Source organism: Vibrio sp. HB236076 (genome assembly GCF_040957575.1).
GTDB lineage: Bacteria > Pseudomonadota > Gammaproteobacteria > Enterobacterales > Vibrionaceae > Vibrio.
Window position 1 is genome coordinate 584,678 of the sequence record NZ_CP162602.1, and the last position, 25,966, is coordinate 610,643.

The 25,966-nt window shown below is 48.2% G+C and carries 25 protein-coding genes; 17 read left to right on the forward strand and 8 right to left on the reverse strand.

Annotated elements, in window-relative coordinates; all coding sequences use genetic code 11:
* The first annotated feature begins 162 nt into the window (after nt 1-162).
* Nucleotides 163-714 carry an isopentenyl-diphosphate Delta-isomerase gene (gene idi, locus AB0763_RS15900; RefSeq protein ID WP_306099429.1) on the forward strand — a complete coding sequence of 184 codons (552 nt, stop codon included), beginning with the start codon at nt 163-165 and terminating at the stop codon, nt 712-714.
* Here the strand turns inward: idi and AB0763_RS15905 are convergent, their stop codons facing one another.
* Together AB0763_RS15905 and AB0763_RS15910 are read right to left on the reverse strand one after the other, a co-directional pair.
* Nucleotides 715-1,926, reverse strand: coding sequence for a multidrug effflux MFS transporter (locus AB0763_RS15905; RefSeq protein WP_306099430.1), 1,212 nt, complete (start codon nt 1,924-1,926; stop codon nt 715-717).
* 2 nt (nt 1,927-1,928) lie between these two features.
* The gene (locus tag AB0763_RS15910) at nt 1,929-2,597 is read right to left on the reverse strand and encodes a recombinase family protein (protein ID WP_306099431.1); all 669 of its coding nucleotides are present in this window, start codon (nt 2,595-2,597) and stop codon (nt 1,929-1,931) included.
* A 154-nt stretch (nt 2,598-2,751) separates the two neighbouring features.
* Here AB0763_RS15910 and AB0763_RS15915 point away from each other — a divergent pair, with 154 nt between their 5' ends.
* From AB0763_RS15915 to AB0763_RS15935, 5 genes are all read left to right on the forward strand, one after another.
* Nucleotides 2,752-3,912, forward strand: a complete 1,161-nt coding sequence (locus AB0763_RS15915) for a GGDEF domain-containing protein (RefSeq protein ID WP_306099432.1) — start codon at nt 2,752-2,754, stop codon at nt 3,910-3,912.
* A 144-nt stretch (nt 3,913-4,056) separates the two neighbouring features.
* Complete coding sequence (locus AB0763_RS15920) at nt 4,057-4,974, forward strand: siderophore ABC transporter substrate-binding protein (protein ID WP_306099433.1); 918 nt, start codon at nt 4,057-4,059, stop codon at nt 4,972-4,974.
* A 9-nt stretch (nt 4,975-4,983) separates the two neighbouring features.
* Complete coding sequence (locus AB0763_RS15925) at nt 4,984-5,931, forward strand: ABC transporter permease (protein WP_306099434.1); 948 nt, start codon at nt 4,984-4,986, stop codon at nt 5,929-5,931.
* Nucleotides 5,921-6,868 carry an iron chelate uptake ABC transporter family permease subunit gene (locus AB0763_RS15930; protein WP_306099435.1) on the forward strand — a complete coding sequence of 316 codons (948 nt, stop codon included), beginning with the start codon at nt 5,921-5,923 and terminating at the stop codon, nt 6,866-6,868. Before AB0763_RS15925 ends, AB0763_RS15930 begins: the two co-directional genes overlap by 11 nt.
* A 7-nt stretch (nt 6,869-6,875) precedes the next feature.
* Entirely contained in the window at nt 6,876-7,631 is a 756-nt protein-coding gene (locus AB0763_RS15935) for an ABC transporter ATP-binding protein (RefSeq protein WP_306099436.1), read from the forward strand.
* Between the two features lie 168 nt (nt 7,632-7,799).
* On the opposite strand, the gene AB0763_RS15940 is transcribed toward AB0763_RS15935, so the two are convergent.
* The 4 genes from AB0763_RS15940 to AB0763_RS15955 form a co-directional block, all read right to left on the reverse strand.
* Nucleotides 7,800-9,197 carry a nucleobase:cation symporter-2 family protein gene (locus AB0763_RS15940; RefSeq protein WP_306099437.1) on the reverse strand — a complete coding sequence of 466 codons (1,398 nt, stop codon included), beginning with the start codon at nt 9,195-9,197 and terminating at the stop codon, nt 7,800-7,802.
* A 323-nt stretch (nt 9,198-9,520) separates the two neighbouring features.
* Nucleotides 9,521-10,450, reverse strand: a complete 930-nt coding sequence (puuE, locus tag AB0763_RS15945; protein ID WP_306099438.1) for an allantoinase PuuE — start codon at nt 10,448-10,450, stop codon at nt 9,521-9,523.
* A 70-nt stretch (nt 10,451-10,520) separates the two neighbouring features.
* Nucleotides 10,521-11,252, reverse strand: coding sequence for an aspartate/glutamate racemase family protein (locus AB0763_RS15950; protein WP_306099439.1), 732 nt, complete (start codon nt 11,250-11,252; stop codon nt 10,521-10,523).
* Nucleotides 11,253-11,260: 8 nt separating this feature from the next.
* The gene (locus AB0763_RS15955; protein ID WP_306099440.1) at nt 11,261-11,932 is read right to left on the reverse strand and encodes a GntR family transcriptional regulator; all 672 of its coding nucleotides are present in this window, start codon (nt 11,930-11,932) and stop codon (nt 11,261-11,263) included.
* 304 nt (nt 11,933-12,236) lie between these two features.
* On the opposite strand from AB0763_RS15955, the gene AB0763_RS15960 reads away from it, so the two are divergent.
* From AB0763_RS15960 to AB0763_RS16010, 11 genes are all read left to right on the forward strand, one after another.
* On the forward strand, nt 12,237-13,688 hold the full coding sequence (locus AB0763_RS15960) for an NCS1 family nucleobase:cation symporter-1 (protein WP_306099441.1): 1,452 nt from the start codon (nt 12,237-12,239) through the stop codon (nt 13,686-13,688).
* A gap of 206 nt (nt 13,689-13,894) precedes the next feature.
* Nucleotides 13,895-14,686: a transporter substrate-binding domain-containing protein gene (locus AB0763_RS15965; RefSeq protein ID WP_306099442.1), complete on the forward strand. Its 792-nt coding sequence runs from the start codon at nt 13,895-13,897 to the stop codon at nt 14,684-14,686.
* A gap of 10 nt (nt 14,687-14,696) precedes the next feature.
* Nucleotides 14,697-15,365, forward strand: coding sequence for an amino acid ABC transporter permease (locus AB0763_RS15970; RefSeq protein ID WP_306099443.1), 669 nt, complete (start codon nt 14,697-14,699; stop codon nt 15,363-15,365).
* 12 nt (nt 15,366-15,377) lie between these two features.
* Nucleotides 15,378-16,028, forward strand: coding sequence for an amino acid ABC transporter permease (locus tag AB0763_RS15975; protein WP_306099444.1), 651 nt, complete (start codon nt 15,378-15,380; stop codon nt 16,026-16,028).
* Nucleotides 16,015-16,743 carry an amino acid ABC transporter ATP-binding protein gene (locus AB0763_RS15980; protein WP_306099445.1) on the forward strand — a complete coding sequence of 243 codons (729 nt, stop codon included), beginning with the start codon at nt 16,015-16,017 and terminating at the stop codon, nt 16,741-16,743. The genes AB0763_RS15975 and AB0763_RS15980 overlap by 14 nt, the downstream gene beginning before the upstream one ends.
* Before the next feature lie 14 nt (nt 16,744-16,757).
* Nucleotides 16,758-17,576 carry a MurR/RpiR family transcriptional regulator gene (locus AB0763_RS15985; protein ID WP_306099446.1) on the forward strand — a complete coding sequence of 273 codons (819 nt, stop codon included), beginning with the start codon at nt 16,758-16,760 and terminating at the stop codon, nt 17,574-17,576.
* Nucleotides 17,577-17,671: 95 nt separating this feature from the next.
* The gene (locus AB0763_RS15990) at nt 17,672-18,670 is read left to right on the forward strand and encodes a bile acid:sodium symporter family protein (protein ID WP_306099447.1); all 999 of its coding nucleotides are present in this window, start codon (nt 17,672-17,674) and stop codon (nt 18,668-18,670) included.
* Nucleotides 18,671-18,702: 32 nt separating this feature from the next.
* Complete coding sequence (locus tag AB0763_RS15995; protein WP_306099448.1) at nt 18,703-19,887, forward strand: amidase family protein; 1,185 nt, start codon at nt 18,703-18,705, stop codon at nt 19,885-19,887.
* Entirely contained in the window at nt 19,884-21,455 is a 1,572-nt protein-coding gene (locus AB0763_RS16000; protein ID WP_306099449.1) for a gamma-glutamyltransferase family protein, read from the forward strand. Before AB0763_RS15995 ends, AB0763_RS16000 begins: the two co-directional genes overlap by 4 nt.
* Nucleotides 21,448-22,677 carry an alanine--glyoxylate aminotransferase family protein gene (locus AB0763_RS16005; RefSeq protein WP_306099450.1) on the forward strand — a complete coding sequence of 410 codons (1,230 nt, stop codon included), beginning with the start codon at nt 21,448-21,450 and terminating at the stop codon, nt 22,675-22,677. The genes AB0763_RS16000 and AB0763_RS16005 overlap by 8 nt, the downstream gene beginning before the upstream one ends.
* A 9-nt stretch (nt 22,678-22,686) precedes the next feature.
* On the forward strand, nt 22,687-23,931 hold the full coding sequence (locus AB0763_RS16010; RefSeq protein ID WP_306099451.1) for an allantoate amidohydrolase: 1,245 nt from the start codon (nt 22,687-22,689) through the stop codon (nt 23,929-23,931).
* A 106-nt stretch (nt 23,932-24,037) separates the two neighbouring features.
* On the opposite strand, the gene AB0763_RS16015 is transcribed toward AB0763_RS16010, so the two are convergent.
* Together AB0763_RS16015 and trpS are read right to left on the reverse strand one after the other, a co-directional pair.
* Nucleotides 24,038-24,319 carry an EF-hand domain-containing protein gene (locus tag AB0763_RS16015; RefSeq protein WP_306099452.1) on the reverse strand — a complete coding sequence of 94 codons (282 nt, stop codon included), beginning with the start codon at nt 24,317-24,319 and terminating at the stop codon, nt 24,038-24,040.
* 293 nt (nt 24,320-24,612) lie between these two features.
* Nucleotides 24,613-25,635 (reverse strand): tryptophan--tRNA ligase, encoded by a 1,023-nt coding sequence (gene trpS, locus AB0763_RS16020; protein WP_306099453.1) that lies wholly within the window; start codon nt 25,633-25,635, stop codon nt 24,613-24,615.
* Between the last annotated feature and the right edge of the window lie 331 nt (nt 25,636-25,966).

Genomic DNA, 25,966 nt, shown 5'->3' on the forward strand with positions numbered 1-25,966 from the left:
TGCCCGCCCCTAATGAAACGCTTTCGCTACTAAGGGGTGGGTGAGCAAAAACAGGCGAGTTTGTTGGTATGGTCGCTGGCGGGGACGGTAACCTAGCGACCTTACGCTGCGAGTGATAACCTGCTATGATTGTGACAAATTCATCACTACTGATACTTTGTCATGTCCTTACCCCGCGAATACGTCGTGTTACTCGACGACGACAATCAACCCATAGGCCAAGAAGACAAAGCGGTTGTTCATCATCAACAAACTCCGCGGCACTTGGCGTTTTCTTGTTACATTACCAACCAAGATGGATTGCTCTTGGTAACGCGACGCGCGCTATCTAAAGTGGCGTGGCCTGGTATTTGGACCAATTCTGTCTGCGGTCACCCTGGCCCGAATGAGTCCTTCGAACAAGCCATCTTACGTCGAGCAGAGCAAGAGCTCGGTACAAAAGTGGCGCGTGTTGAGTGCATGTTGCCTGATTTCCACTATCGCGCCGTTGATGATTCTGGCATTGTTGAAAACGAATTTTGCCCAGTTCATCAAGCTGTTATCAGCGCGCCATTGGTATTAAATCCCGATGAAGTTATGCAATACCAATGGGTTGAGCCTAAATCCTTGCTACTGGCCATTCAAGCCACCCCGTGGGCTTTCAGTCCTTGGATGGTGGAGCAAGTGAGGCAATTAGCGCAAGTACCTGGCAGTGTATTTCACTGTTCTGCCTGATTAGCGCTTAGGCGGCGAGGGAATCAACTCGTCTTGCGGTGTCGGAGTATTGAAACCGCGATACACGTTTAACATAGTAATCACTGCAAAGACAGCGATGACCATGGCAAGCTCATGCGCACTGGTGACACCGATGTGCAAGAGCAGCATACTCAGCAAAGCAGAAATGATCATTTGCCCACCCCCCGATAACGCCGCGACACTGCCAGCGTGGCGTTTAAACGGAGACATCAACATTGTTTGGGAACAAGGTAGGGCCAAACCATTGCCAAACACCATAAAAAACTGACCGATCATCATCAAAAGCGGTTGGGGCGGTGAGAAAAACAACCACATCGCCCCAATCAATTGCATGCAAGGTGATAGCGTCAGCAGAGGACGAAACCCAACGCGACGGACCAAACGGTTAACCATAAAACTGCCAGACATCAAGCCAAATGCGGGGATCAGTGCCCACAGTGAATATTGCGCCGAGCTCATGCCAATTTGCACTTGCATAATAAAAGGCATCAATGAAATGGTGGTCACCACCAGGGTAAAATTGAGCCAACTGATACTGGCAAAACTGATAAAGTAGCGCGATTTGAGTAAGGTGTAATACTGTTGAGTAATTACGCTTACCGAGGGAATGGGTCTAAACTCACTGAGGGTTTCATTAAACTTCCACCACAGTAACAGCCAAATCACAGCGATATAAGACAACAAGCTAATAAACACCGCCATCCAGCCCCATTCGTGGTTAATAAAACCGCCGATCACCGGAGCAATAATAGGACTAAAGGACGCGACAATCGTGATGTAAGACAAGGCTTGCGGTAATTGCTCACCGGAAAACTGATCTCGGGTCGAGGCGCGAGCGAGTACCGCACAGCAACCGGTCCCTAAGCCTTGTACGAATCGTCCAATCACCAAGCCGACAAAAGAGTGGCTCAAGGTTAACAATAATACCAAGCCCAAAATGGCTAACACTAATCCCGACAAAAGAATCCGGCGGCGACCAAGGGAGTCAGAGATTGGGCCATAAAAAAATTGCGAGGGGCCAAACCCCAGTAAGTAAGCGGAAATCAACCACTGTGCACTGTCGATACTGACCGAAAAATCTTCCGCTATCCACGGCAATGAGGGGAACACGAGCCCCATACTGAACTGGCCAATACTGATGGTGAGACAAGCCAGTAAAATCGGTGCCCATCGCATTGAGGAATTTGCCATGTTTATGCCTTTTTCGTTGTGGTTGATGTGTGGTTGCGGTAAGAGTGGCCACTCGGCTTGCCTTTGGCTTTGACTCGTTTGACTGTAGAAAGACTCACTCTGGCTTGCTCTGCGACGTTTTGTAACGTCAGACCTTGCTCGAGTAACTGCAAGATCAACTGGTGCTTCTCTTTATTGGCGGGGCGACCTTTGTACTTGGCTTGCCATTGTTCTGGGTGGTTTTTGAGCTGTTGGCGACTGGCTTCAGCGCATTGTAGTCGTGAGTGCTGCTGGGCAACGTGCTGGCCTTGAATAAAGTCGAGAATGGCGTCACTCTTGGCGTCATTGGGCATCAGTTCAAAGGGATAAAAGATAGAGACGATGCGAACCCCGCGCTCAAGCAAGTGCTTCAGCGGGGCGTAGCCGTGGCCCACTTGGCTATAAAATTCATTAAACCACCATACGTACAGTGTATCGCCAGGGCTAATCTGCTCTAAGAGCTGACGGTAAGCCGGCCGGTGATGCAAAGACACGTTGCCACGTACGCCTTGCTCAATAAACAAGGTGACGTGTTGCTGCTGTTGTTTGATCGCCTGGATGCGTTGGTCGGCATCGGCGATTTTTGGAGAGCGACGCAAGTAGCCAAAATAAGACATAGGAAAGCAACCGTTTGAGAAAGCTGGCCATATCATACTGCTCATAAATTAAATAACAACACCTAATGAGCCTTTGTGCGCCACTGAGTTTGTTAATACAGTCAAATAAAATGAATAAAAAGTGGAAAAAGATCGCATTTGTCAGTGCTACTCGTTTAATATGACTCTATCGAATGGATTCTAAGTGTCAATGATGGACAGTCAATTACTGCAAACTTCTCTGATAGTGAACAACCTGCTCAGCTGTATCATGGCATTGATTTTTTTACTTTGCCTGCTACCCAAAATGCAAGGTTCCAAAAGGCAGGCGTCGCTGTGGTTGATGGCTTTCTTTTTCTTCTTTTCATGGGGCTTTGTCATTTCGGCAAGTCGTGATTGGGCGGCCATCGAATGGGTGGTGTTGTCTAATAATGCGCTGCTGCAAATGGCGTGCTATTGCTTGTTGTTTGTCTCGATGGCTTGGTTTGATGTCAAGGTGACTCAGGGGGTACTATTTATCGCCTTGTTTCACACCTGCGTGTACAGCGCGATACAGTATTCATTGTTGCACTCGGCGATAGATACCCTAGCTCTGCGCTCTCAGATTGCCATGGTCAGTTATCAGGTCATTTTGGTGTTTAACTTAGTGTTTTGGTTTAGTCACCGCAACAGACAAAAGGCGGGCGAGCAAATCTATTTGGTTTGTTTGATCATTTCTATGCTCGCGATTGCTGTGCCGATGCTGATTTTATTGATCAGCAAACAAGAGGCGTATTTTCAAGTGTCGATATTTTGGGTGCAAAACATTATCACCCTGTTGCTCTTTGCCGGTATGCTGGCGCTGTTTTTTTACGATGAAATCGATTGGCACTATCAACGAGCGACCAAAGATGAATTAACCGGTTTGTACAATCGTCGCTATTTTACCGAACAAGCCCTCAACTTTGGCAACCCTCTGCTGCAGCGCAAAGTGTTAGTCATCGATGTCGATCATTTTAAAAAAGTCAACGACACTTATGGTCACGACGTCGGTGACGTGGTACTTGAATATATTGGCCTGCTAGTAAAGCAATGTTTTGATGACTTTTCCCTGTGCGCTCGTTACGGGGGAGAAGAGTTTGTCGTCTTGTGTCAACCCACGCCAAAGCATCATATCGAAACGATCATCGAAGACTTTATGGCTCAAATCCAAGCGACCAAATTTGAACACGACCAAGGGCGTCTCACGGTGACTGTTAGCATTGGTGCCGCAACCTGGTCAACTGGTCAGCCATTGGATCAGGTATTCAAACAAGCGGACAAAGCGCTCTATAGCTCCAAAAAGCGCGGGCGAAACACTGTGACGGAATACCGTTCTGCGCTTTTGTCTTAAAAGGTGGCTCGCATAAAATAATGGCCGTTACTTTGGCTGTCGACAGGCGCTAGTATCCGCGCAGGGAATGAAAGCATTGCACCTTGATACGACAAGTTATATATTGCGAACAAATATAATAATCAATCGCATTAAAGGTAAGAAATGGTTTTTCAACGTTTGACTCAGTCCATGGCTATTTTGCTGATGGCGGTGTTTTTTCACGCGACGGCATCGGCTATTACCCTAGAACATGCCTTGGGTAAAGTCACCCTAGAGCAAACACCAAAACGCGTAGTCGTCATCGGGGCCGGTCCGCTTGATGTGCTCGATGTCCTCGGTATTGAGCCTGTGGGTGTCTCTCAATCTTCCACGTTACCTGGCTACTTGTCTCGTTATAGCAAGAGTCAATACACGAACGTTGGCAGTTATTTTGAGCCTGACTACGAAAGCATTTTTAATCTCAAACCCGATCTGATTATCATCGGCCCGAGAAGTGCGGCCAATTATGATAAGCTTTCTCAGATCGCGCCGACTTTCCTTTATCAACTCGACGCGCAACTCGGCTATTGGAAAAGCACCAAGCAGCAATGGCAAAAAATGGCTCAATTGTTTGACCGCCAAGAGCAAGTCGCGCAAAAGATAGAAAAAACCGAGCAAGCCATCGCCGAGATCCACGCGTATAACCAAGCACATCAACTCCGTGCGCTCACGGTGATGTCGTCGGGTGGCAATGTGACTACTTTTGGCGCTCACTCAAGATTTTCGGCTATTTATCAAGAGTTTGCGTTTAAAGAAGTGGTAGAAAATATCAAAGAAAAAAATCACGGTGATTTGATTTCTTTTGAGTTTATTCGCGATAAAGACCCACAAGTTCTGTTTATTCTCGACCGCGATAAGCTCATTAATCACGGCCAAAGCAACACGGCTGAAAACTTCGATAATCCGCTCGTGCGCACAACAAAAGCCTACCAAAACCAGCGCGTTATTACCCTTAACCTCGATGCTTGGTATTTGTCTATTGCCGGTATGACCGCGACTCAACTTATGATTGATGATATGAAGCAAGTCATTAAAAAGTAACGCATTATTATGTCAAATTTGATTGTCCTCACGCTGGTTTTACTCGCATTGAGTGGGGTGTCTTTGTTTGTTGGGGTGAGCCAATTTAGCTTGGCAGATATCATCGCTGCTGACCCTTTGGCGATGGAACTGTTTTGGCAAAGTCGCATACCGAGGTTGACGGCGATTTTACTGTCTGGTGCGTGCTTAAGTATTGCCGGTTTGATCATGCAACAGATCAGTCAAAACCGCTTTGCCTCGCCGTCGACCTCTGGGACGATCGAATCCGCCATGTTGGGTTTTGTCATTAGCTTGGTGTTATTTGGCGATGGCGATCATTGGTTGATCATCTTTGCCACCGCACTGTTAGGCACCTTGTTGTTCATGACGGTCATTGCGCGCATTCGCTTTAAAAATGCCGTTTTCATTCCACTTGTCGGCATTATATACGGCAATATTATTTCCTCATTGGCGACGTTTATCGCTTATCGTTTTGATGCGTTACAAAACCTGCAAAGCTGGGCCGTGGCCAATTTTGCCAACTTGCTGCAAGGGGATTTTGAGCTCTTGTATTTGGCGATACCTTTAGGGTTATTCAGTTACGCTTACGCGGTGCGAATTGCTGCCGTGGGTTTGGGCAAAGACTTTGCCGTCAACCTGGGGATGAATTACACCCAGGTTGTGTTTGTCGGTATTGTCTTGGTGTCGGTGTCGGCTGCCTGTGTCGTGATGATCGTCGGGGAATTGCCATTTTTGGGACTGATTGTCCCCAACCTTGTACGCTATTTCTGTGGCGACAATTTGCGCAAAAACATCCCCATCACCGCTTTGTCTGGCGCTTTGTTGGTGTTGGCGTGCGATCTCGTCAGTCGCTTGGTGATTTTCCCTTACGAAGTGCCGATTTCAATGGTGATCAGCATCCTCGGTGGCGCCGTGTTTTTCGTTCTGATTGTCAAAGGGCATTTGCATGAGAGATAACGCAATCATCATTGCCATGGCATTGGGGTCGTTGCTGTTGCTGGCCTGGATGTTAGGTCATGGCCTCAATGCCGATAATTATCAATTTTTCTTGTCGTTGCGCTTTCCCAAGCTTTGGGCCATGCTCTTGGCTGCGGTGGCGGTGGCACAATCGTCTTTGGTGTTTCAAACCATTACCCACAACCGCATCTTAACCCCGAGCATTATGGGCTTTGATGGCCTTTATCTGCTCACTCAGGTCTTGGTCGTGGTTACCTTGGGCGTGCTTAGCCCTTGGCTCATGGATCCGTTCGCCAATTTCACCCTGACGTTGGTGGTGATGGCTGGCTTTTCGTTGTTGTTGTTTAGTTTGTACTTTAAGCAGCAAGGCAATTTAATGGTCTTATTACTGATTGGGGTGGTATTGGGCCAGCTGTTTAGCAATGTGGCCTCGTTTATGACCTTAGTTCTCGACCCCAATGATTTTGCTACGGTACAAAGTAAAATGTTCGCCAGCTTTTCTAATATTAAAACCGACTTGGTTATGTTGGCGACGCCGTTGTTAGTGGTGATGTCATGGGCGATTTACCGCCAGCACCGCCGCTTGGATATCTTATGGCTCGACAAAGATAATGCGATTGGTTTAGGGGTCGATGTGAGAAAAATCACTCGGCAGATGTTGATCTACTCTTCGGTGCTGGTGGCGTTATCGACTGCCATGGTGGGGCCAGTCATGTTTTTTGGTTTACTGGTCACGAACCTGACGCGAGAAATGTTGCAAAGTTATCGCCATCAACGTCTATTGATCGCCTGCTCGATCACCGCCATATTCAGTTTGCTGCTTGGGCAGTGGTTGATTGAATCGGTGTTTCATTTTTCTACCACCTTGAGTGTTGTGATCAATTTTATCGGTGGTGTGTACTTCCTTTCTATGCTGCTGCGGAACAAGTTTAATTAGGAATCGTATGATTGTTTTAGAAAAGCTCAGTAAGCGCTTTGGCAAAAAGCCAGTCGTTGAACAAGTGTCGACTCAGTTTGAGAAGGGCAAGGTCACATCGATTATCGGCCCAAATGGGGCGGGCAAAAGTACCGTCCTTGGCATGATGGCCAGATTGCTCGAGCGCGATCAGGGGCGGGTGTATATCGATGAAACCGAATTGGCGAATTGGCAGACTCAGTCTTTGGCCAAGCGATTGGCGGTGCTCAAGCAATCCAATAGCATGAACATGCGCTTCACCGTCGAGGAATTGGTCAGCTTTGGCCGTTTTCCCCACTCACAGGGTAAATTACAAGCTAACGATCGCCAAAAAGTGGCGACGGCGATGGCGTATCTTGGCCTGACCGATTTGGCCAACCGTTATCTTGATGAGCTCAGTGGGGGGCAGAGGCAATTGGCGTTTATCGCGATGGTACTGGCGCAAGATACCGATTATGTTCTGCTCGATGAGCCATTAAATAACCTCGACATCAAACACTCACTGACCATCATGAAAAATATCCAAGCGCTGGCTCGCGACTTGGGTAAAGCGGTGATCATTGTCATTCATGATATTAATTTCGCCGCCAGTTATTCTGATTACATTGTGGCGTTAAAAAACGGCGCTGTGATGGCCGATGGCAAAGTTGATGAAGTCATTGACGCTAAGGTATTGGAGTCAATTTACGAAGTGCCATTTAATATTGTCGAAGTGCAAGGCAAAAAGATGTGCACTTATTATTGAGCGACATCGCGTCCCTAACCAAGGCCTAAATAGACAAAAAGCGCACCGATGGGTGAATTCCCCGTGCGCTTTTGTTTGCTCTTCTTACTGACCAGACCTCAGTGCCAGCTAAAGCCTTGGACTTTACCTTGGCTCATACCGGGCTTTACGACCTCGTTTAGAGCGAGTTCATGATTGCTTTACTGAGCTTGCCGTTAATGGCTGGCTAGTCTCGGTTTGGGGCTCTGTCTCGGGATTGGACTTACGCTCTTTGACGCCGATAAAAAGGGTCATCACAATGGCGGTGATCCCCGCGCTGGTTACTGGTGAGCCGAGAACGCTTTGGGCAATTTTGGGCAGTGAGCTCAGCACTTCCGGAACCATCATCACGCCAAGGCCGACGCCAAAAGACACGGCTAAAATCAGCAGGTTTTTGCGATCTAATTCTTCGCTGGCAATGATCTTGATCCCCGCCGCTGCAACCGTACCAAACATCACCAGTGTTGCCCCGCCGATCACCGGTTTGGGGAGCGTAGTGAGAACCGCGCCAATCATAGGGAACAACCCCAATACACACAGTAACAAAGCGACAAAGTAACCGACATAACGACTGGCGATACCGGTCAGTTGGATTACGCTGTTGTTTTGGCTAAACGTGGTATTGGGAAAGGTATTAAACACTGCTGCGAGCATAGAATTGAAGCCATCGGCTAAGATACCGCCTTTAATGCGCTTAAAGTAACTCGGCCCAGTCACCGGTTGTTTGGTAATAATGCAGTTGGCCGTAATATCGCCGGTCGATTCGATGGCGGTAATGGCGTAAATAATGGCAATAGGGAAAAAGGCATACCAATCAAAATCAAAACCGTATTTAAAAGGCATTGGCACATTGATCAGCGGCTGATCGTTGAGGGCGTCAAAAGAGACGATACCCATCGAAAGCGCGACAACATAGCCCACTAACATGCCAATTAATATCGATGATAAGCGCAACATTAAATGTTCTGAGCGGTTCAAAATGATGATGGTGGTCAAGACAACACCGCCGAGTAACACATTGTGCCACGCGCCAAAGTCAGGGGCGTTAAAACCGCCGGCTAAGTCGGTCATGCCTACCTTGATGAGTGAAATACCGATGGTGGTGACGACAATTCCGGTGACGATTGGCGTAATGACATTTTTCAGTTTGTCGAGAAATTGCGACAACACCATTTCGATAAAGGCACCGAAAAAACACACGCCAAAAATCAGCGCTAAGATCTCATCGGGGCCACCCCCTTGTTGTTTGGCGATAAAACCGGCCCCAAGCACCGCACTTAAAAAGGCGAAACTGGTGCCTTGGACACAAATCATACCCGATCCCATTGGCCCAATTCGCCGCGCTTGAATAAACGTGCCAACCCCAGAGACGATCAGGGCCATACTGATCAAATAGGGCAAGTGTTCAGCAAGGCCGAGTACTCCGCCAATCACTAAGGTGGGAGTGATAATTCCGACAAAACTGGCGAGAACGTGTTGAAGACCCGCGTAAAGCGCTGCCCCTGCTTTGGGCTTATCCTCTAGCGCATAAATTAAATCCGATGACATGGTAAACTTCCTTGTATACAAAATTGTCGACATTTTTATCTGTAAAGAAGCAAACGCTATGCCACTTTGTGAATACCGTTAAGTGCCTCAGTTTTATTGAAATAACTTGACCACTTGGTTAGCTATTGATGTATTTTGGTGCAAACGTGCTTAACAATGGGGAATGACTTGGCCAATCAGCGGCGAAGTCGGCTCGAGGTGGGGCACTATGGTTTACGCGAATGCGCCAGGGCGATATCCGTTATTCGCGCCTCTAAAACGGCGATACCCCAGGGACATCATCCATGGGGTATCGGTGTATGGTTAAGAAGCGCTATAGGGCGTTATTTCGAATACGGGTGATGCTCTAGCCAATGCTGGGCAATGTCTTCACGAGAGGCCACCCAAACGTCGGGTTTGCTGTCGATGTAATCTAAAAAGCGTTTCAGCGCCATAAAGCGTGCCGGTTTGCCTAAAATGCGACAATGCATGCCAATCGACATCATCTTAGGCTCGCTTTGGCCTTCTTCGTACAAGCAGTCAAAGGCGTCTTTTAAATAGTTAAAAAACTCATCGCCATGACTAAACCCATAAGGGGAAGCAAAACGCATGTCATTGGTGTCTAGCGTATAAGGAATCACAAGGTGGGGGCGAGTGTGGCCCGGGTTGTTCACATCATCGACTTGCGTCCAAAAGGGCAGGTCATCGCCATAATAATCGCTGTCGTAGAGTAAGTGATCATGCTCGGCCACCAGTTGACGAGTGTTGGGGGAATCTCTCCCGGTATACCAGCCAGAGGGCTTTTTACCGGTCAGTTCTTCAATGATAGCGATCGCCTCTTGCATATGCTGGCGCTCTTGCTCGATCGGCATGTGTTGATAATGAATCCACTTTAAGCCGTGGCAGACAATATCATGCTGCTGCTCAACGATGGCTTGAGTCACTTTTGGGTTACGCTGTAATGCAGTGGCAATAGCAAAAATGGTTAACGGATGCTGTCTTTTTTTAAATTCATTTAAAATGCGCCAAACGCCGACGCGAGAGCCGTATTCATAGAGTGATTCCATGCTCATATGGCGTTCAGGGTAAGCCTCGGCCCCAGCGATTTCGGATAAAAAGGTTTCTGAGTGGGCATCGCCGTGCAATACACAATTTTCACCGCCTTCTTCATAATTTAGCACAAATTGTACGGCAATTTTGGCGTTATTTGGCCAGCGTACCTTGGGTGGGTTATCGGCGTAGCCCAAGTAATCACGTGGGTTTTCAACAGTCATGTTTGTCTTCCTTGATAGTAAATTAGTCAATGTGTCGGCAGGGTGATAGTCACTGTGTTGCCTGTGGCTGTCATTGGTTCCAGTGTTGATATCGACCTTGGTATGATTTGGGATATGGGCGTTGATACTGGCCCGCTTTTGATGTAGATAAATTCAGTGTGACGAGAGACTCAACCATTTTTACGGCAGCGCTTACCCCGTCGATGATCGGTACGCCCAGCTCGCTTTGCAATTGGGCGACCAGCGGTGCCATACCGGCGCAACCGAGGACAATGGCTTCAGCGCGATGGGTGTGAATCGCCTCCTGACACGCTTGTTTGAGGGTTTGATAAGCGCTGTCAGCCAGGCACTCTAAATCCAGTACGGGAATGTCGGTGGCGATGATGGTGGCACATTGATGCGCAACACCATAATGAGACAACAGCGCTTCGGTCATCGGCACCGTACGACTCATGGTGGTGACCACGGCAAAGCGATGAGAAACGCAGCTCGCCATTTGAAACGCCGCCCCAGCAATCCCAATCACTGGCGCCGTGGCGATTTCTTTTGCCGCCTCAATGCCAGGATCGCCAAAACAGGCGATAATATGGCCGTCCACTTGGTTGCGCTCGCCGTGGGCAATTTCATCTAACACCGCGGCGGTTGCTAACGCTTCATCAAACGCGCACTCGATACTGCTCGGCCCGTGCTTTGGCGTTCGCGGAATAAGGTCCGTCCCGGGATTGGCGACACGCTCAGCACTGTCGGCCATACTCAAGGTCATAGACTCAGTGGTATTGGGGTTGATGAGTTGAATTTTCATTATTAATCCTACTTTTGCTCAGCGAACAAGCGCATGAAATCGATTTGACTGTCCTGACTTTCCTCTAGGTTGAGCGAGTGTTGAATATGCTCAATATGGCGTTTCATCCAGGCAACGGCAGCGTCACTGTCTTTGCTGTCGAGCAGGTCAAGCAGTTGATCGTGATGCCCACAATCGCAACTGACACTCGCTTGACTGCCATAAACTGCAATGACTAACGAGGAGCGATAACAAAGCTGCTCAATAAATTCGGCCAACACGGTGTTTTTAGCAATAAACGCCAACTCGTAATGAAATTGTGCCGTTAGCTGAATTGAACGGCTTAAAGGACCGTGTTCAACCGCTTGGCTTTCTTGCTGAACTAAAGTGCGAAAGTGTTGGCTATGACTGGCGTTCCAATGCTCAATCACATCGGGCATCAATTGCGGTTCAATCAATGCGCGACTGGCAAAGACTTCTCTGGCTTCTTGTTTGCTTGGCCGGCTGACGTGCGCCCCTTTATTCGGTTCAATGGTGACAAAGCGCTCTAAAGACAAACGATGCAAGACTTTTCGCACCCCTGTGCGACTGATGCCAAAGGCTTCGGCCAGTTTATCTTCTGGCAAGCGCTCGCCTGGGGGCAATTGACGTTCAACAATCGCATCTAAAATGCGTTGATATATTTGTTTATCTTTCGACATAAACAAACCCTCGATAATTGTATACAATTTAACAAGCAAACTGTGTGCCATTAATCCTAGCGTAAAAAACGAGACACTGACACACAGAATCGGCCGCAAAAAGGTGACGAAATACACAAGTTCCCACTCTATTGTGTACGATTTACGATAAATGTTGCACAAGTTAAGCGCATCATACGTACCAAAATAGCGCAACAGCCATCCCGAATACGCAGCCAATATCTCTAACTCCTTGTAAATTCAGATCACAAATAATTGGCATGCATGTTGTATTTGAAATTGTATACAACATGGAGGGTTAATTATGAAAGCATCACTACCGGTCAGTAAACGCCTGTCGAATGAAGATTTACAACCAGAAAAACAACAAAAGTGGGGGTGGTATAGCATTTTCGCTTTTTGGATGTCCGATGTGCACAGTGTGGGGGGCTACGTCTTCGCCGCCAGTTTATTTGCACTGGGTCTCAATGGCATTCAGGTATTCATCAGCTTGCTGGCGGGGATCATGATTGTGATGTGTTTTGCCAATTTGATGGGCGAGCCGGGTCAAAAAGCCGGCGCGCCTTTCCCGGTGATTGCCCGAATGTCCTTTGGTGTTTTTGGCGCGAACATTCCTGCGGTGATCCGCGGTTTGATCGCGGTGGTGTGGTACGGGATTCAAACTTACTTGGCGTCGAGCTCGTTTATTATATTGCTGTTGTACTTTTTTCCAGGGATAGAAAGTTTGCAAGACAGCACGTTTTTAGGCCTTTCTTACTTAGGTTGGGTCGGATTTAGTTCGATGTGGGTGTTGCAAGCCATCGTATTTATGTTTGGCATGGATATGATCCGCAAAGTGATTGACTGGTCAGGCCCAGCGATTTATTTGGCCATGTTTGCACTGTGTGTGTATATGATTCAACTCGCCGGCTGGGACAATATTCACTTTAACCTCAGTGATACCCAACTCTCTGGCTCACAAGTGGTCGTGCAAATGATCATCGCCACCGCTTTAGTGGCCGGCTACTTTGCAGGGCCGACGTTGAACTTTAGTGATTTTTCACGCTATTGCGTCAGTTATAAGCAGCTCAAAGTGGGCAACTGGCTTGGCTTACCCCTTAACTTTGTCCTTTTCTCTTTGTTCAGTGTGTTGATCGTTTCGGCATCGATTCCGGTGTTTGGCGAAATGATCACCGACCCTGTCGAGACAGTGAAGCGCTTGGACTCAGGCATGATCACCGTATTGGGGGCACTGACGTTTATTTTTGCTACGGTGGGGATCAATATTGTCGCTAACTTTGTGGCGCCGGCGTTTGACTTTTCTAACGTGTCTCCGCAAAAAATCAGCTTTAAGACCGGCGGGTTTATTGCGGCGGTGGGCTCTGTTTTACTTACGCCATGGAATTTGTTTAGCAATCCGGAGGTGATCCATTACACGGTCGACGTGCTTGCGGCGATGATTGGGCCTTTGTACGGGATATTAATTGTCGATTATTACTGGCTCAAAAAACGCGTTATTGATGTTGATGCTTTGTATACCGAATCGTCACAAGGCGCTTATTGGTATCAAAATGGTATCAACTGGCAAGCGGTTTATGCCTTGTTGGTGTCCGGAGGACTCGCCATCTATGTCACCTTCTTTCTCAGCGGTTTTGCCAATTACGCGCTCTTTATTGGCGGTGGGGTATCTGCCATGGTGTATCCGTTGTTGATGAAAAAACCAGCGCGCTTTTTTCGCCACCCCAAATCGAATACGTTGAGTAAAACCTCGTTATAAATTGGCGTTTGGCAAAATCATTATGGTGCAACGCTTGTTTCAATTGCACCATAATGGTATCTATAGTGTTACAAATGTTTCTTTCCGATTGGTATTGTTTTTTAACTTGCTGTTTTTAATGCCAATTGGTCAAAAGTGTGATCTGGCACGTTCGTTGCTATTGATACAGTGGATGTATCAATTGTTTCAATTTAGGGAGATAAACAATGAACGTATGGAAAAAAGTGGCGCTCGTGGCAATGACAACCTGGGGCGTGTTGACCGCAGGGCAAGCGTCAGCGGATCAATTAGACACTATCGAAAGCAAAGGTGTAATTAAAGTGGCTGTGCCACAAGACTTTCCACCATTTGGTTCGATTGGCACCGATCTGAAACCACAAGGCTACGACATCGATATGGCGGCTTACCTGGCTAAAGAGCTCGGCGTCAAACTCGAATTAATTCCGGTGACCAGTGCTAACCGCATTCCGTATTTACAAACGGGCAAGGTCGATTTGGTGATTTCGAGCATGGGTAAAAACCCAGAGCGAGAAAAAGCGATTGATTTTAGCGAAGCTTATGCGCCGTTTTTCCTTGGCGTCTTTGGTAAGAAGGGATTGGCGGTCAACGCGCCGGCTGATTTAGACGGTCAAACGGTGGGGGTAACACGAGGTTCAGTCGAAGATCTTGAGCTGAGCAAGTTGGTGTCGGATAAAGTGACGATCAAGCGCTTTGAAGATAACAACGCCACGTTATCGTCGTTTTTGTCCGGCCAAGTTGATTTGATCGCCACTGGTAACCTCGTGGTGACAGAAATTGCTAATCGCTACCCAGATAAAGCGCCAGAAGCGAAATTTATGTTGAAAAACTCTCCGTGTTACGTGGGCGTTGCCAAAGGGCAGACGGCGCTAGTGGAGAAAGTCAATCAACTGATCCTCAAAGCGAAACAGGACAATGTGTTAGAGGGCTTTTCACAAAAATGGCTCAAAGCACCGTTTCCTGCTGAGCTAGGCGCTTAAGGGTTGCGCAATGAGTTATCAGCTTGATTTTGCAGGACTGATGCCTTACCTGTCACATTTTGTGGCAGGTTTGCAAACCACGGTTGTATTGACCGTGATTGCCACTGTACTCGGTTTAGTCCTTGGCACGGTGTGTGCGGCCGGTCGCATTAGTCACATGAGAGGCTGGCGCTGGTTGTGTGCTTGTTACGTCGAAGTGATTCGCAACACCCCCTTTATCGTCCAGTTATTTTTTATCTTTTTTGGTTTGCCTGCATTGGGCATCAAATTGTCGGCTTGGCAGGCCGGTGCGATCGCAATGGTGATCAATCTCGGTGCCTACAGCGCAGAAATCATTCGCGCCGGAATTGATGCGACCCCAAAAGGGCAATGGGAAGCGGGGAAAACGTTGGGGCTGACTTACGTACAAATTTTTACGCGTATTGTATTGCCACCGGCGTTTCAACGCGTTTACCCCGCCTTGGTGAGCCAGTGCATTATTGTCATGCTCGGGTCTGCGGTGGTTTCACAGATTTCGGTGGAAGATTTGACCTTTGCAGCCAACTTTGTCCAATCACGCAGTTTTTTGAGTTTTGAGTCTTATATTCTGACTGCGGCGATCTATTTGTGTTTGGCCATTTTAATGCGACAAGTGTTTGCATTGAGTGCGAAACGATTATTTAAAAACCCTTCGTTATAGGAAGTCTGAGTTATGATGCAATTTAGCGATTGGGATATTTTAAAAGGGTTATTGTTAGCCGCAAGATGGACGATTTTACTCTCGTTAATCGCCTTTATTGGCGGCGGTTTGCTCGGTGTGATTTTAACCTTATTACGCAATACCAAATACAAAATATTTACCCCAATCATTAAACTTTATGTTGAGATTTTTCAAGGCACGCCTTTGTTAATGCAATTGTTTTTGGCATTTTTTGGTTTGTCTTTAGTCGGTCTCGACGTCAGTGCATGGACGGCGGCCATCTTGGCGTTAACCTTGTTTAGTAGTGCTTTTTTCCACGATATTTGGCGAGGGTGTATCGAGGCGTTGCCAAAGGGACAGTGGGAAGCGTGTCGTACCCTGGGGTTCACCTACGGACAGACCATGCGCTACATTATCTTTCCACAAGCGATGAAAATTGCCATTGCGCCAACCGTCGGTTTTTCTGTGCAAATCGTCAAGGGCACCGCGTTGGCGTCGATCATCGGTTTTGTCGAACTGACCAAAGCCGGCACCATGCTTAACAATGCCACTTTTCAACCTTTTAAAGTCTTTGCCCTCGTGGCGTTACTGTACTTTGTAATCTGCTTTCCACTTTCTGTGTTAGCTCGTCATTTGGAGATGAAAAACAATGTCACTCGTTAGTATTGAACAAGTCCATAAGTACTATGGCGACCATCACGTTCTCAAAGGCATTGATCTTAAAATTGAAGCGGGTGAGGTGGTGTCGATCATCGGACGCAGTGGCTCGGGAAAAAGCACCTTGCTGCGTTGTTTAAACGGCTTAGAAGCGTATCAAAAAGGGGCGATCATTGTCGATAATCAAGCGGTTGAAGACGATGATTACAAACTGAGAATCCTCAGTCGCAGTGTCGGTATGGTGTTTCAAAGCTTTAATTTATTCCCCCATATGACGGTGGGTGAAAATGTCATGCTGGCGCCAAAGTTGGTGTTAAAACACTCAGAGCCAGAATGTCAAAAGCAGGCCAAAGCGTTACTGGAAAAAGTGGGTTTGGCAGATAAATTTGACGCCTATCCCAGCAACCTGTCTGGCGGGCAGCAGCAGCGGGTGGCGATTGCGCGTTCTTTGGCAATGAACCCCAAAGTCTTGTTGTGTGACGAGATCACCTCGGCGCTTGATCCGGAATTGGTCGGCGAGGTGTTGAAAGTGCTTGAGCAACTCAAGCAAGAAGGCATGACGTTAATTTTGGTCACCCACGAAATGAACTTTGCTCGCGATGTCGGGGATAGAGTGGTGTTTATGAACCAAGGCAAGGTTTGGGAAAGCGGTGAAAGCCAAGCGGTGTTTTCTCAACCGAAAACCCCTGAGCTGCAAAGCTTTTTGTCTGCCGTGATTTAACGCGAGGAAACCCAATGGTGTTATCTGACTCACTCAGTCAACGCATTACGCGCTTTTACGATAAATTGACGGAAAGTGATCGCAAAGTTGCCGATTACTTACAGTTTCATCCAGAAAAAGTTTTGATCTTGTCAACCGCGGAAATTGCCGATGCGTGTCAGGTGTCTAAAACCAGCATCAGTCGTTTTATTCGCAAGTTAGGTTATCAAGATCATTTGGCACTGCGTAATGAATTATTGCACGAACGTGAGTCGGGTACCCCTATGATCACGCAAGCCATAGAAGAGGGATACCTACAAGATGAGTTGGCTTCTATTGAACGTTTGTCGACCCCGATCAACAGCGAAGACTTTTCGCAAGCGGTGACAAGAATTGCCAACGCAAAGCGAGTAAAAGTGATTGGTTTTCGCAATAATTATGTTTTAGCACTTCATTGTCGTCAGCAGTTGTTGCAATGCCGGCGCTCGGTGATGTTACTGCCAACGCCAGGGCAAACCTTAGGGGAAGAAATTGCCGACATCCAGTCTGATGACGTTGTGGTGGTGTTTGGATTTCGCCGCAGAACGGCACAGTTTGCTCAGCTTATGCAGGCATTGTCTCATACTCATTGCATTTTAATTACCGATCAATCCGGGCAAAAATACCATTCAGACGTGCGTCATTGTTTGGTGTGTGAGCTCAATAGCCAAGGGCCATTAGACAGTTATGCGGCGCCGATGAGTTTGGTGGCGCACTTGGTCAATCAGGTGTATCAATTAAATCAAAGTGACTCGGCAAAGGTCACGGCATCGAACCGTGAAAGTTATCAAATGATCAATGAGTTAGAATCCTAGCCATAAGTAAAAATCCCACTTTAACTACAGATTATCAAAAGAAAACAAAGTAGTATCAACAATGAAGTATTTTTATAAACGAGAAGTGACAATCAATGACAATAATGAATAAGCTCAAAAAAGAATGGTTCCTGGTGGGGATGGTGGTCGCGATTGCGTTGGCGACCTTTAGTGACTCAGTGGGCAAAAGTGGTGGGTTATTGCACCTGGATCAAGTGACCGGTTTGGGTGTGGCCTTGGTCTTCTTTCTGCATGGTTTGGGCTTGTCGCCGAGTGCCATTAAAGCCGGTATGAGCAACTGGCGTTTACACGTCTTCATTCAAGTCGCCACTTATGGTTTGTATCCTGTATTGTGGCTGGTGTTTGGCGACGCCATGTTGGCGACCATGCCAGCGGCGTTGGCGTTCGGTTTTTGCTATCTATTTGCCTTGCCAAGTACCATCTCTTCGTCGGTTGCCATGACCAGTGTTGGCAAAGGCAATGTCCCTGGCGCAATTTTTAATGCGTCGCTTTCCAGTGTATTAGGCGTGTTCGTCACCCCATTATTGATTCAACTTTTCATGGGTGTCGAAGGCGTTGAAATGAATTTGATGGCCTCGATCGTCAGTATCGCCAAGTTGCTGTTGATCCCGATGGTAGTGGGACAATTGTTGCGTCCGCTGCTTAATGATTTTATTACTCGTCACAAAGCGATCGTCAACAAAGTTGATAAAGTGGTCATTTTAATGATTGTCTATAACGCCTTTTGTGATTCGGTTGCCAATGGCATTTGGAGTGAGTTCTCCGTGGGTATGTTGCTGTTAGCCGCCGCCATTGCCACCGTAACCTTGTTGATTATGGTGCACTTTATTCAGTGGTTGGCACGCCGCACCGGATTTGAACGCGAGAATGAGGTTGCGGCTGTCTTCTGTGGTACCAAAAAAACCTTGGCCGCCGGTGTGCCGATGGCGAGTGCGATTTTCGGCAGTGATCCGAATTTAGGCATGATTTTACTGCCCATTATGCTTTATCACCCGATTCAGATTTTCTATTGTGCCATTTTGGCCAATCGCTATGCGTCACAACAAAGCGAAACAGAGAAATCAACAGCCTGATTAACAAGGTGAGGAGTTCAAGGATGAAATCGATGATGACAATACAAGACACCAGTGTCTATTGTGCTCAAGGGCCGCAGTATTTAGGCCCGACAGGACAAGGAATTCTTACCGGTTATCAATTTGTTTTTAAAGATCTTTTTGATGTTGAAGGCTTTGTAACCGGCGCGGGTAATCCGACATGGCTTACCACCCATTTACCGGCTGTGGCCACATCCCCTTTGATCGAACGCTGTTTGAGTTTAGGCGCAGAATGTTTGGGTCGAGTCCAAACTGATGAGTTGGCCTATAGTCTAAACGGTCAGAATTGCCACTATGGCACGCCGGTCAATCCCGCTGCGCCGCACTGTATCCCCGGCGGTTCGTCGAGTGGCAGTGCGGTGGCGGTGGCCAGAGGTGAGGTGGATTTTTCACTGGGCACCGACACGGGCGGGTCGGTGCGAGTCCCGGCAAGTTATTGTGGCTTGTTCGGTTTGCGGCCGACACTGGGCGCACTGAGTTTAGCGCATTGCTTTGAATTAGCGAAAAGTTTTGATACCGCTGGGGTCCTTGCCGCCAACTTGGAGACCTTGACCACGGTGTGGAATGGGTTAGGGGCCAAAGCGGCGGATTCAAAGCCCTGTACTCACCTTTACCTGGATAAACAATGCTTATCCCTGCTTAGCAAGCCCCGTTTAGCGGCGATTCAGCAGTATTGCCTTAATGCTCAGGTGGCCTTGGTCGAAGGAGATTGGCTCGCTGAGAACCACATCCAGTTGGCGGAGCTTAGTGATGTGTTTCGCACCGTACAAGGTTACGAAATTGCACAGCTGCATGGCGAGTGGTTACAAAAGCACATCACATCGCTTGATCCGGCGATCGCCGAGCGCGCGACTTGGGCACTCGAAATCAGCGCAGAGCAGTATCAGCAAGGGGTGGCCAAGCAACAACAATTTTCTCGTTTATTGATGTCGCAACTGCAAGATAACCAGTGTTTTTGGCTGTTACCGACCACTCCATCAGGGCCGCCACCTCTTGATATGCCAGCGGCAGAGCTGGCGAACTATCGCTCGTATTTGATGGGATTAACCAGTATTGCCGGTTTGTCTGGCTTGCCACAGCTGCACATTCCATTGGCCGGTTTGGCGGAAGGGCCTTGCGGCTTCTCTTTACTAGGCGATAAATATCAAGAAACGGGCTTATTAGCGCTGGCGAGTATGATGGAGAAGGGAATATGACCATGCAAAGCGCGTTTACAGCACCGCATTTTAAAGCCGCTCAAGCCGGGCAAGCGGTTCTCGATCGCGGCGGTAATGCCTGTGAAGCCATGGTGGCGGCCGCGGCGATGATCGCGGTGCAATACCCACACATGAATGGCTTAGGCGGCGATGGTTTTTGGCTGATTTCTAAGCCAGGCCAAGCTCCTGTGGCCATTGATGCTTGTGGCCGTGCCAGTAAAAACGTTGATTTAGCGACTTATGCGCGCCAATCAGAGTTGCCAGACAGCGGCGGCGCAGCGGCATTGACCATGGCGGGTACGGTGTCGGGCTGGCAAAAAGCGCTCGACTACTTACCGGGTTCACAATCACTGGCCGAGCTATTTGCGCCGGCGATTGAAGCCGCTAGCCAAGGTATTGACGTGACGCAAAGCCTGGTCAATGCCAGTGAAAAAACGTACTCACGCCTATCGGAACTGGCGTCTTTTCAGCGCCATTATTTACCCAGTGGACGTGCGCTCCAAGTTGGCGATATCTTGACCAACTCCAATTTGGCCAATACCTTGCAACAATTGGCGGAGCGCGGGTTGGACGATTTTTATCGCGGCGACCTGGCTGAGCGAATGGTCAAAGGCTTGCAAGCGCAAGGCAGTCCGCTCACGCTTGACGATTTTCACGCCTTTGAAGCCGAGTATTGTCAGCCGTTAAGCGTGGAAATCAGCCAAGGTCAGCTCTACAACTTACCGGCGCCGACTCAAGGGGTTGCTTCGTTAACGATTTTAGCGATTTACGATCAATTGGCCCAGCAAGCGAAAGGCGAGCTCGACCACATCCATTTATTGGTCGAAGCGACCAAGCAGGCGTTTCTGACCCGCGATCGCTATATCACTGACCCAAATGCCATGTCCGTCACCTCACAAAGCCTGCTTGATCCCAAACGGATTACACAAGGTGTTGAGGCCATTGAGCTCGATAAAGCCTTAGCTTGGCCACATGTGGCTAAACCCGGCGATACCATTTGGATGGGGGCTTGCGATACGCAAGGCGTGATGGTGAGCTTTATTCAGTCGGTGTATTGGGAGTTTGGCTCTGGCGTAGTGGCAGGGGACACGGGGGTATTGTGGAACTGTCGCGGTAAGAGCTTTTCACTAGATCCAAATCACCACAATGTGTTGGCGGCCAATAAAAAACCGTTTCACACCTTAAACCCCGCTTATGCGGATTTGCGCGATGGCCGTCGTATTGTTTATGGCACCATGGGCGGTGAAGGCCAGCCGCAAACCCAAGCGTGCTTATTTAGCCGTTACCTGTATCAACATTTTTCATTGGAAGAAGCCATTTCTGCACCGCGTTGGCTCTTGGGCCGTACATGGGGTAGTGACACACACTCACTCAGACTTGAGCAAGGGTTATTCGACCGTTATCAACGCGAGTTATCGCAACGGGGCCACGAACTTGACCAAGTCGACGATCACAACGAACTCATGGGTCACGCTGGCGCGATTGTGTTATCGCCACAAGGGCAAGCCAGTGCCGCGACCGACCCGCGCAGTGATGGCGCAACCTATTTAGGAGAACAAAATGTCTAAGCATACTTTATTTGAAACCCTTAACCCCCCGCAACGCCTATTGATGGGGCCAGGGCCAATCAATGCCTATCCGCGAGTGCATCAAGCCATGTCTTCGGCGCTGATTGGTCAATACGATCCGGTGATGACCGGCTATATGAATCAAGTACAATCTTTGTATCGCGGCGTATTTGCTACCGACAATCAACAAACCTTATTGGTGGATGGTACGGCGCGCTCTGGGATTGAAGCGGTACTGGTCTCCGTGCTGCAACCAGGCGACAAAGTGTTGATTCCTGTGATAGGCCGTTTTGGTCACTTATTGTGTGAAATTGCTCAGCGCATTGGCGCCAAAGTTCAAACCATTGAAGTGCCATGGGGAGAAGTATGCCAACCTGAGCAAGTTGAAGAGGCGATCAAGTCCTTCAAACCTAAGATGCTGGCGACGGTTCAGGGCGATACATCGACGACCATGAATCAGCCGCTTAAGGAATTAGGTGAATTGTGTCAGCAATACGATGTACTGTTTTACTGTGATGCCACTGCGTCGATTGCCGGTAATGAGTTATTGGTCGATGAATGGCATTTAGACGCCGTTTCTGCAGGCTTGCAAAAGTGTTTGGGCGGGCCGTCCGGCAGTGCGCCTGTCACGCTGAGCGATCGCTGCGCTGAGGTGATTAACCAGCGTAAACACATCGAAGCCGGGATCAAAGCCGATCACCACAGTGAAGGCCAAGGCGAGATCATTCGCTCGAACTATTTTGATTTAGCCATGATTATGGATTACTGGGGCCCTGAGCGTTTAAACCACCATACCGAAGCGACCACCATGTTGTACGCGGCGCGTGAATGTGCGCGTTTGTTTTTAGAAGAAGGCGCTGACAATGTAATTGCTCGCCACAAGCAGGCGGGTCTTGCTATGGCGTCGGGTTTACAGGCGATGGGGCTGGAGCTGTTTGGCGATCAAACGACCAAAATGAATAACGTGGTCGGGGTGTATATTCCCAAAGAGGTCAATGGCGATGAAGTGCGCCAAGAGCTGCTTTTGCGCTTTGGCATTGAAATTGGCACTTCGTTTGGTCCGCTACACGGCAAAATATGGCGTATTGGTACTATGGGTTACAACGCAAGGCAAGAATGTGTGTTGTCGACATTGGCGGCGCTCGAGTCGATTTTATTGGCGAAAAAAGCCCGTGTAAACGCCGGTCAAGCGGTGGTGGCCGCGATGGCATTTTATCAATAAGGGAACGCAATGACGACAATGGACAGTCGCGCTGCAGTGATCATGCAGCAAATAGAAACCTTAGCCAAAATAAGCAGCCTGTCTAGTGGTGTTGAGCGGGTGTATCTTTCCGAGCAGCACGCGCTCGCCAATCAGCAACTGATGACCTGGATGCAAGAAGCGGGGTTAGAAGCGTGGCAAGATTCGGTCGGCAATGTGCGCGGTCGCAAAGTCTCTTCTCAGCCGACGCAAAAGCGTTTATTGATCGGCTCTCATAGTGACACTGTCACCAATGCCGGTAAATATGACGGTACACTAGGTGTGTTATTGGCGATCGAAGCATTGGCACAGCTCAAAGATATAGATTTACCTTTTGATGTCGATGTGCTTGCCTTTGCCGACGAAGAAGGCACGCGTTTTAATACTACCTTGATTGGCTCAAGCGGAGTGGCGGGGTGTTTTGATCCCAAATGGCTTGATATTCGCGATAGTCAGCAAATCTCGATGGCAGAAGCCATGTTGACGTTTGGGTTGGATCCAAATAAAGCGGGGACAGATGCTTACCGACCTGAAGACGTGGGCGGCTATTTGGAAGCGCACATAGAGCAAGGACCAGTACTTGAAGCACAGCAATCTTCCGTTGGCGTGGTCAGTGCCATTGCGGGTGCCAAGCGTTACCAATTTGAAGTTCGTGGTATGGCCGGCCATGCAGGCACGGTGCCGATGGCCTTGCGCCAAGATGCGTTGTGCGGCTTTGCTGAAATGGTCAGTGTGATAGAAGCCTTTGCCATCGAACACAACATTGTCGCGACCGTAGGTAAATGTCATGTACAAGGTGGGGCGGTGAATGTGATTGCCGGTGAGGTATCTTTTACATTGGATATTCGCAGTCAATCTCAGGCTCAACTTGAGGGGTGTTGCCACAGTTTGATCGTCAAACTTGAGCAATTAGCGCAGAATCGCCATTTGAGCTTAAATCATGATTTGCTTTATGAGGCCAGTGCTGCGCCTTGTTCTGATTCCTTGCAAACTTTATGGAAACAAGCGGTACAACGCCACCTTGGTGTGCTCCCTTCTACCATGCCAAGTGGTGCCGGCCATGACGGTTTAGCCATCGCCAAGCTGACTGACATCGGCATGTTGTTCATCCGCTGTGATAGAGGTATTAGTCATCACCCTGATGAGAACGTGAATGTCGGTGATGTGGCCGATGCGCTTGGCTGTTTTATTGAAGCCATTAAACTGGCTCAGTTGCCCGCAATCGCCAAGGTTTAATGCTTTACTCGATTGCCTGTGACATAAAAAAACGCACCCTTGAGTGCGTTTTTTCTTTTCATTCCCTAAGGCTAATCGTTCGTCACTTCAATGAGACGCTGAGTGATTAGTTGGCTGGGCCTTGGCCGCCTTGCGGTGGCTGGTGGCTTTGCATAAAGGTATCGAGCTCAGTTTGGGTTAATTCACCATCGCCGTTTGTATCAGCTTGGTCAAAGTCGTGTGCTAACGGGCCTTTGGCTTCATCTTTGCTGATCACACCGTCACCGTTGCTGTCGATGTCTGAAAAGGAAGGCGGACGGGGCGGCTGGCCGTTTTGATTATTACTTGCCGCAAATACAGGCGCGCAAAATGCGGTGGCTAACACGGTCAAAAGCAGTGTTTTTTTCATGGGTGATCCTTAAACTCTTGTTGAATGAATAACGCTAGATTAGTCCAACTCATAACAATAATGTTCACGTTTTTACGTTGCTTTACATTTTGTTACACGCGGGTGGTTTTTGCTTTGAACGATAGTGAAAGACAGTGTGACATAGTGGTAGACGGTCAAATGGGGTCGGCAGCCGAGGGAGATACGCAGTCACCAATACGGCGATGTGTGAGAGGCGCCGACCCCTGAAGGTTATTGCTGTCTCGCTTTTCAAGAAACATGGCTCGATTTGAGACTCTCGACGCCCGAACTATTCAGAAGATATTCAGTCCAAAAACCTCTTTGATATCAAACAGAACCTTGTGGGTTTTTTCTCGAGATACTTGGCTTCCTTTTGCCAATACATCGATAAGTTGTGCTTTGTCGGCGAGTAGTTCAGCTCTTTTCTCTCGGATTGGTCGAAGTAATTCTTGCAAACATTCTTCTAAGATTTTCTTGGTTGTTCCATCCCCCAGACCGCCGTTTTGGTATTGGCGTTTTAATTGAGCGATGTAATCTGAATCGGGATGAAACGCATCAAGATAGGTAAATACAACATTGCCTTCGACACAACCAGGATCCTCAATTTTCAAGTGATTTGGGTCGGTGTACATTGATTTCACCGCCGCACGGATTGCTTTAGGGGAAGCACCTAGGTTGATCGCATTACCCATGGATTTCGACATCTTACTTTTACCGTCTGTGCTCGGCAGGCGTGATGCCTTGCTCAGTAGTGGGCGGCATTCGTTGAGGACGGCTTTTCCGGCGAGTGAATTGACTTTCCTTACTATCTCATTGGTTTGTTCAAGCATGGGTAATTGATCATCACCAACAGGAACGAGAGTGGCGTTGAAAGCCGTGATGTCTGCTGCCTGAGAAATAGGGTAAGTCAAAAAGCCAGCGGGGATGGAACGCTCAAAGCCTTTATTGTGTATCTCGCTTTTAACGGTAGGGTTTCGCTCTAATCTCGCGATGGTGACAAGATTACTGTAATACATGGTTATCTCAGCCAATGCCGGTAATTGTGACTGCAGGCAAATCGTTGTTTTACTTGGGTCGATGCCTACCGCAAGATAATCGGCGACTACGTTAATGATATTGGAGGAGACCTTTGATGGGTTGTGGGCGTTATCGGTTAGGCCTTGCATGTCTGCAACCAGAATCGTTTGGTCGTGAGCATGCTGCAAAGCGACACGCTGCTTTAAAGAGCCGATATAGTGACCAAGGTGTAAGGGGCCTGTCGCTCTATCACCGGTTAAAATGATGTCTGATGTATCTGCAGTTGGGTTGGTATTCATGGTGTTATCTCCTAATAAATCGATCGCTACTGGAGATAATGAGAGCACAGTCTTAGCTACCTTCCAGCAGCGTAAGAATGCAAAGATCCTGTGCCGCTCTAGTAAGAGCGCCACCAAAAGAATGAAGGTGTAGAGATGAGTGTTGTCACCAAAAGCGGAACAAGGGTGAGCCGAGCAAGCAGTGTACTAAGATTATGCCAGTTCTCCATTGTTATGTCCTTTTGGTTGGTTGGGAGCTCAACGATAGCACAAATATTATGGCCATGGTCAAGTCGTTCTTTTATTGACGATGTTTTTTTTCGCGGTGATTCATTTGCTCTATAAAGATAAC

Coding starts and splice junctions, on each gene's coding strand:
- AB0763_RS15930 (WP_306099435.1), top strand. CDS start 5,921: ATGAGAGATAACGCAATCATCATTGCCATGGCATTGGGGTCGTTGCTG.
- AB0763_RS15950 (WP_306099439.1), bottom strand. CDS start 11,252: ATGAAAATTCAACTCATCAACCCCAATACCACTGAGTCTATGACCTTG.
- trpS (WP_306099453.1), bottom strand. CDS start 25,635: ATGAATACCAACCCAACTGCAGATACATCAGACATCATTTTAACCGGT.
- AB0763_RS15915 (WP_306099432.1), top strand. CDS start 2,752: ATGATGGACAGTCAATTACTGCAAACTTCTCTGATAGTGAACAACCTG.
- AB0763_RS15965 (WP_306099442.1), top strand. CDS start 13,895: ATGAACGTATGGAAAAAAGTGGCGCTCGTGGCAATGACAACCTGGGGC.
- AB0763_RS15925 (WP_306099434.1), top strand. CDS start 4,984: ATGTCAAATTTGATTGTCCTCACGCTGGTTTTACTCGCATTGAGTGGG.
- AB0763_RS15960 (WP_306099441.1), top strand. CDS start 12,237: ATGAAAGCATCACTACCGGTCAGTAAACGCCTGTCGAATGAAGATTTA.
- AB0763_RS16015 (WP_306099452.1), bottom strand. CDS start 24,319: ATGAAAAAAACACTGCTTTTGACCGTGTTAGCCACCGCATTTTGCGCG.
- AB0763_RS15985 (WP_306099446.1), top strand. CDS start 16,758: ATGGTGTTATCTGACTCACTCAGTCAACGCATTACGCGCTTTTACGAT.
- AB0763_RS15935 (WP_306099436.1), top strand. CDS start 6,876: ATGATTGTTTTAGAAAAGCTCAGTAAGCGCTTTGGCAAAAAGCCAGTC.
- AB0763_RS15980 (WP_306099445.1), top strand. CDS start 16,015: ATGTCACTCGTTAGTATTGAACAAGTCCATAAGTACTATGGCGACCAT.
- AB0763_RS15975 (WP_306099444.1), top strand. CDS start 15,378: ATGATGCAATTTAGCGATTGGGATATTTTAAAAGGGTTATTGTTAGCC.
- AB0763_RS16010 (WP_306099451.1), top strand. CDS start 22,687: ATGACGACAATGGACAGTCGCGCTGCAGTGATCATGCAGCAAATAGAA.
- AB0763_RS15920 (WP_306099433.1), top strand. CDS start 4,057: ATGGTTTTTCAACGTTTGACTCAGTCCATGGCTATTTTGCTGATGGCG.
- AB0763_RS15970 (WP_306099443.1), top strand. CDS start 14,697: ATGAGTTATCAGCTTGATTTTGCAGGACTGATGCCTTACCTGTCACAT.
- AB0763_RS15995 (WP_306099448.1), top strand. CDS start 18,703: ATGATGACAATACAAGACACCAGTGTCTATTGTGCTCAAGGGCCGCAG.
- AB0763_RS15955 (WP_306099440.1), bottom strand. CDS start 11,932: ATGTCGAAAGATAAACAAATATATCAACGCATTTTAGATGCGATTGTT.
- idi (WP_306099429.1), top strand. CDS start 163: ATGTCCTTACCCCGCGAATACGTCGTGTTACTCGACGACGACAATCAA.
- AB0763_RS16000 (WP_306099449.1), top strand. CDS start 19,884: ATGACCATGCAAAGCGCGTTTACAGCACCGCATTTTAAAGCCGCTCAA.
- AB0763_RS15940 (WP_306099437.1), bottom strand. CDS start 9,197: ATGTCATCGGATTTAATTTATGCGCTAGAGGATAAGCCCAAAGCAGGG.
- AB0763_RS15910 (WP_306099431.1), bottom strand. CDS start 2,597: ATGATATGGCCAGCTTTCTCAAACGGTTGCTTTCCTATGTCTTATTTT.
- AB0763_RS16005 (WP_306099450.1), top strand. CDS start 21,448: ATGTCTAAGCATACTTTATTTGAAACCCTTAACCCCCCGCAACGCCTA.
- AB0763_RS15990 (WP_306099447.1), top strand. CDS start 17,672: ATGACAATAATGAATAAGCTCAAAAAAGAATGGTTCCTGGTGGGGATG.
- AB0763_RS15905 (WP_306099430.1), bottom strand. CDS start 1,926: ATGGCAAATTCCTCAATGCGATGGGCACCGATTTTACTGGCTTGTCTC.
- puuE (WP_306099438.1), bottom strand. CDS start 10,450: ATGACTGTTGAAAACCCACGTGATTACTTGGGCTACGCCGATAACCCA.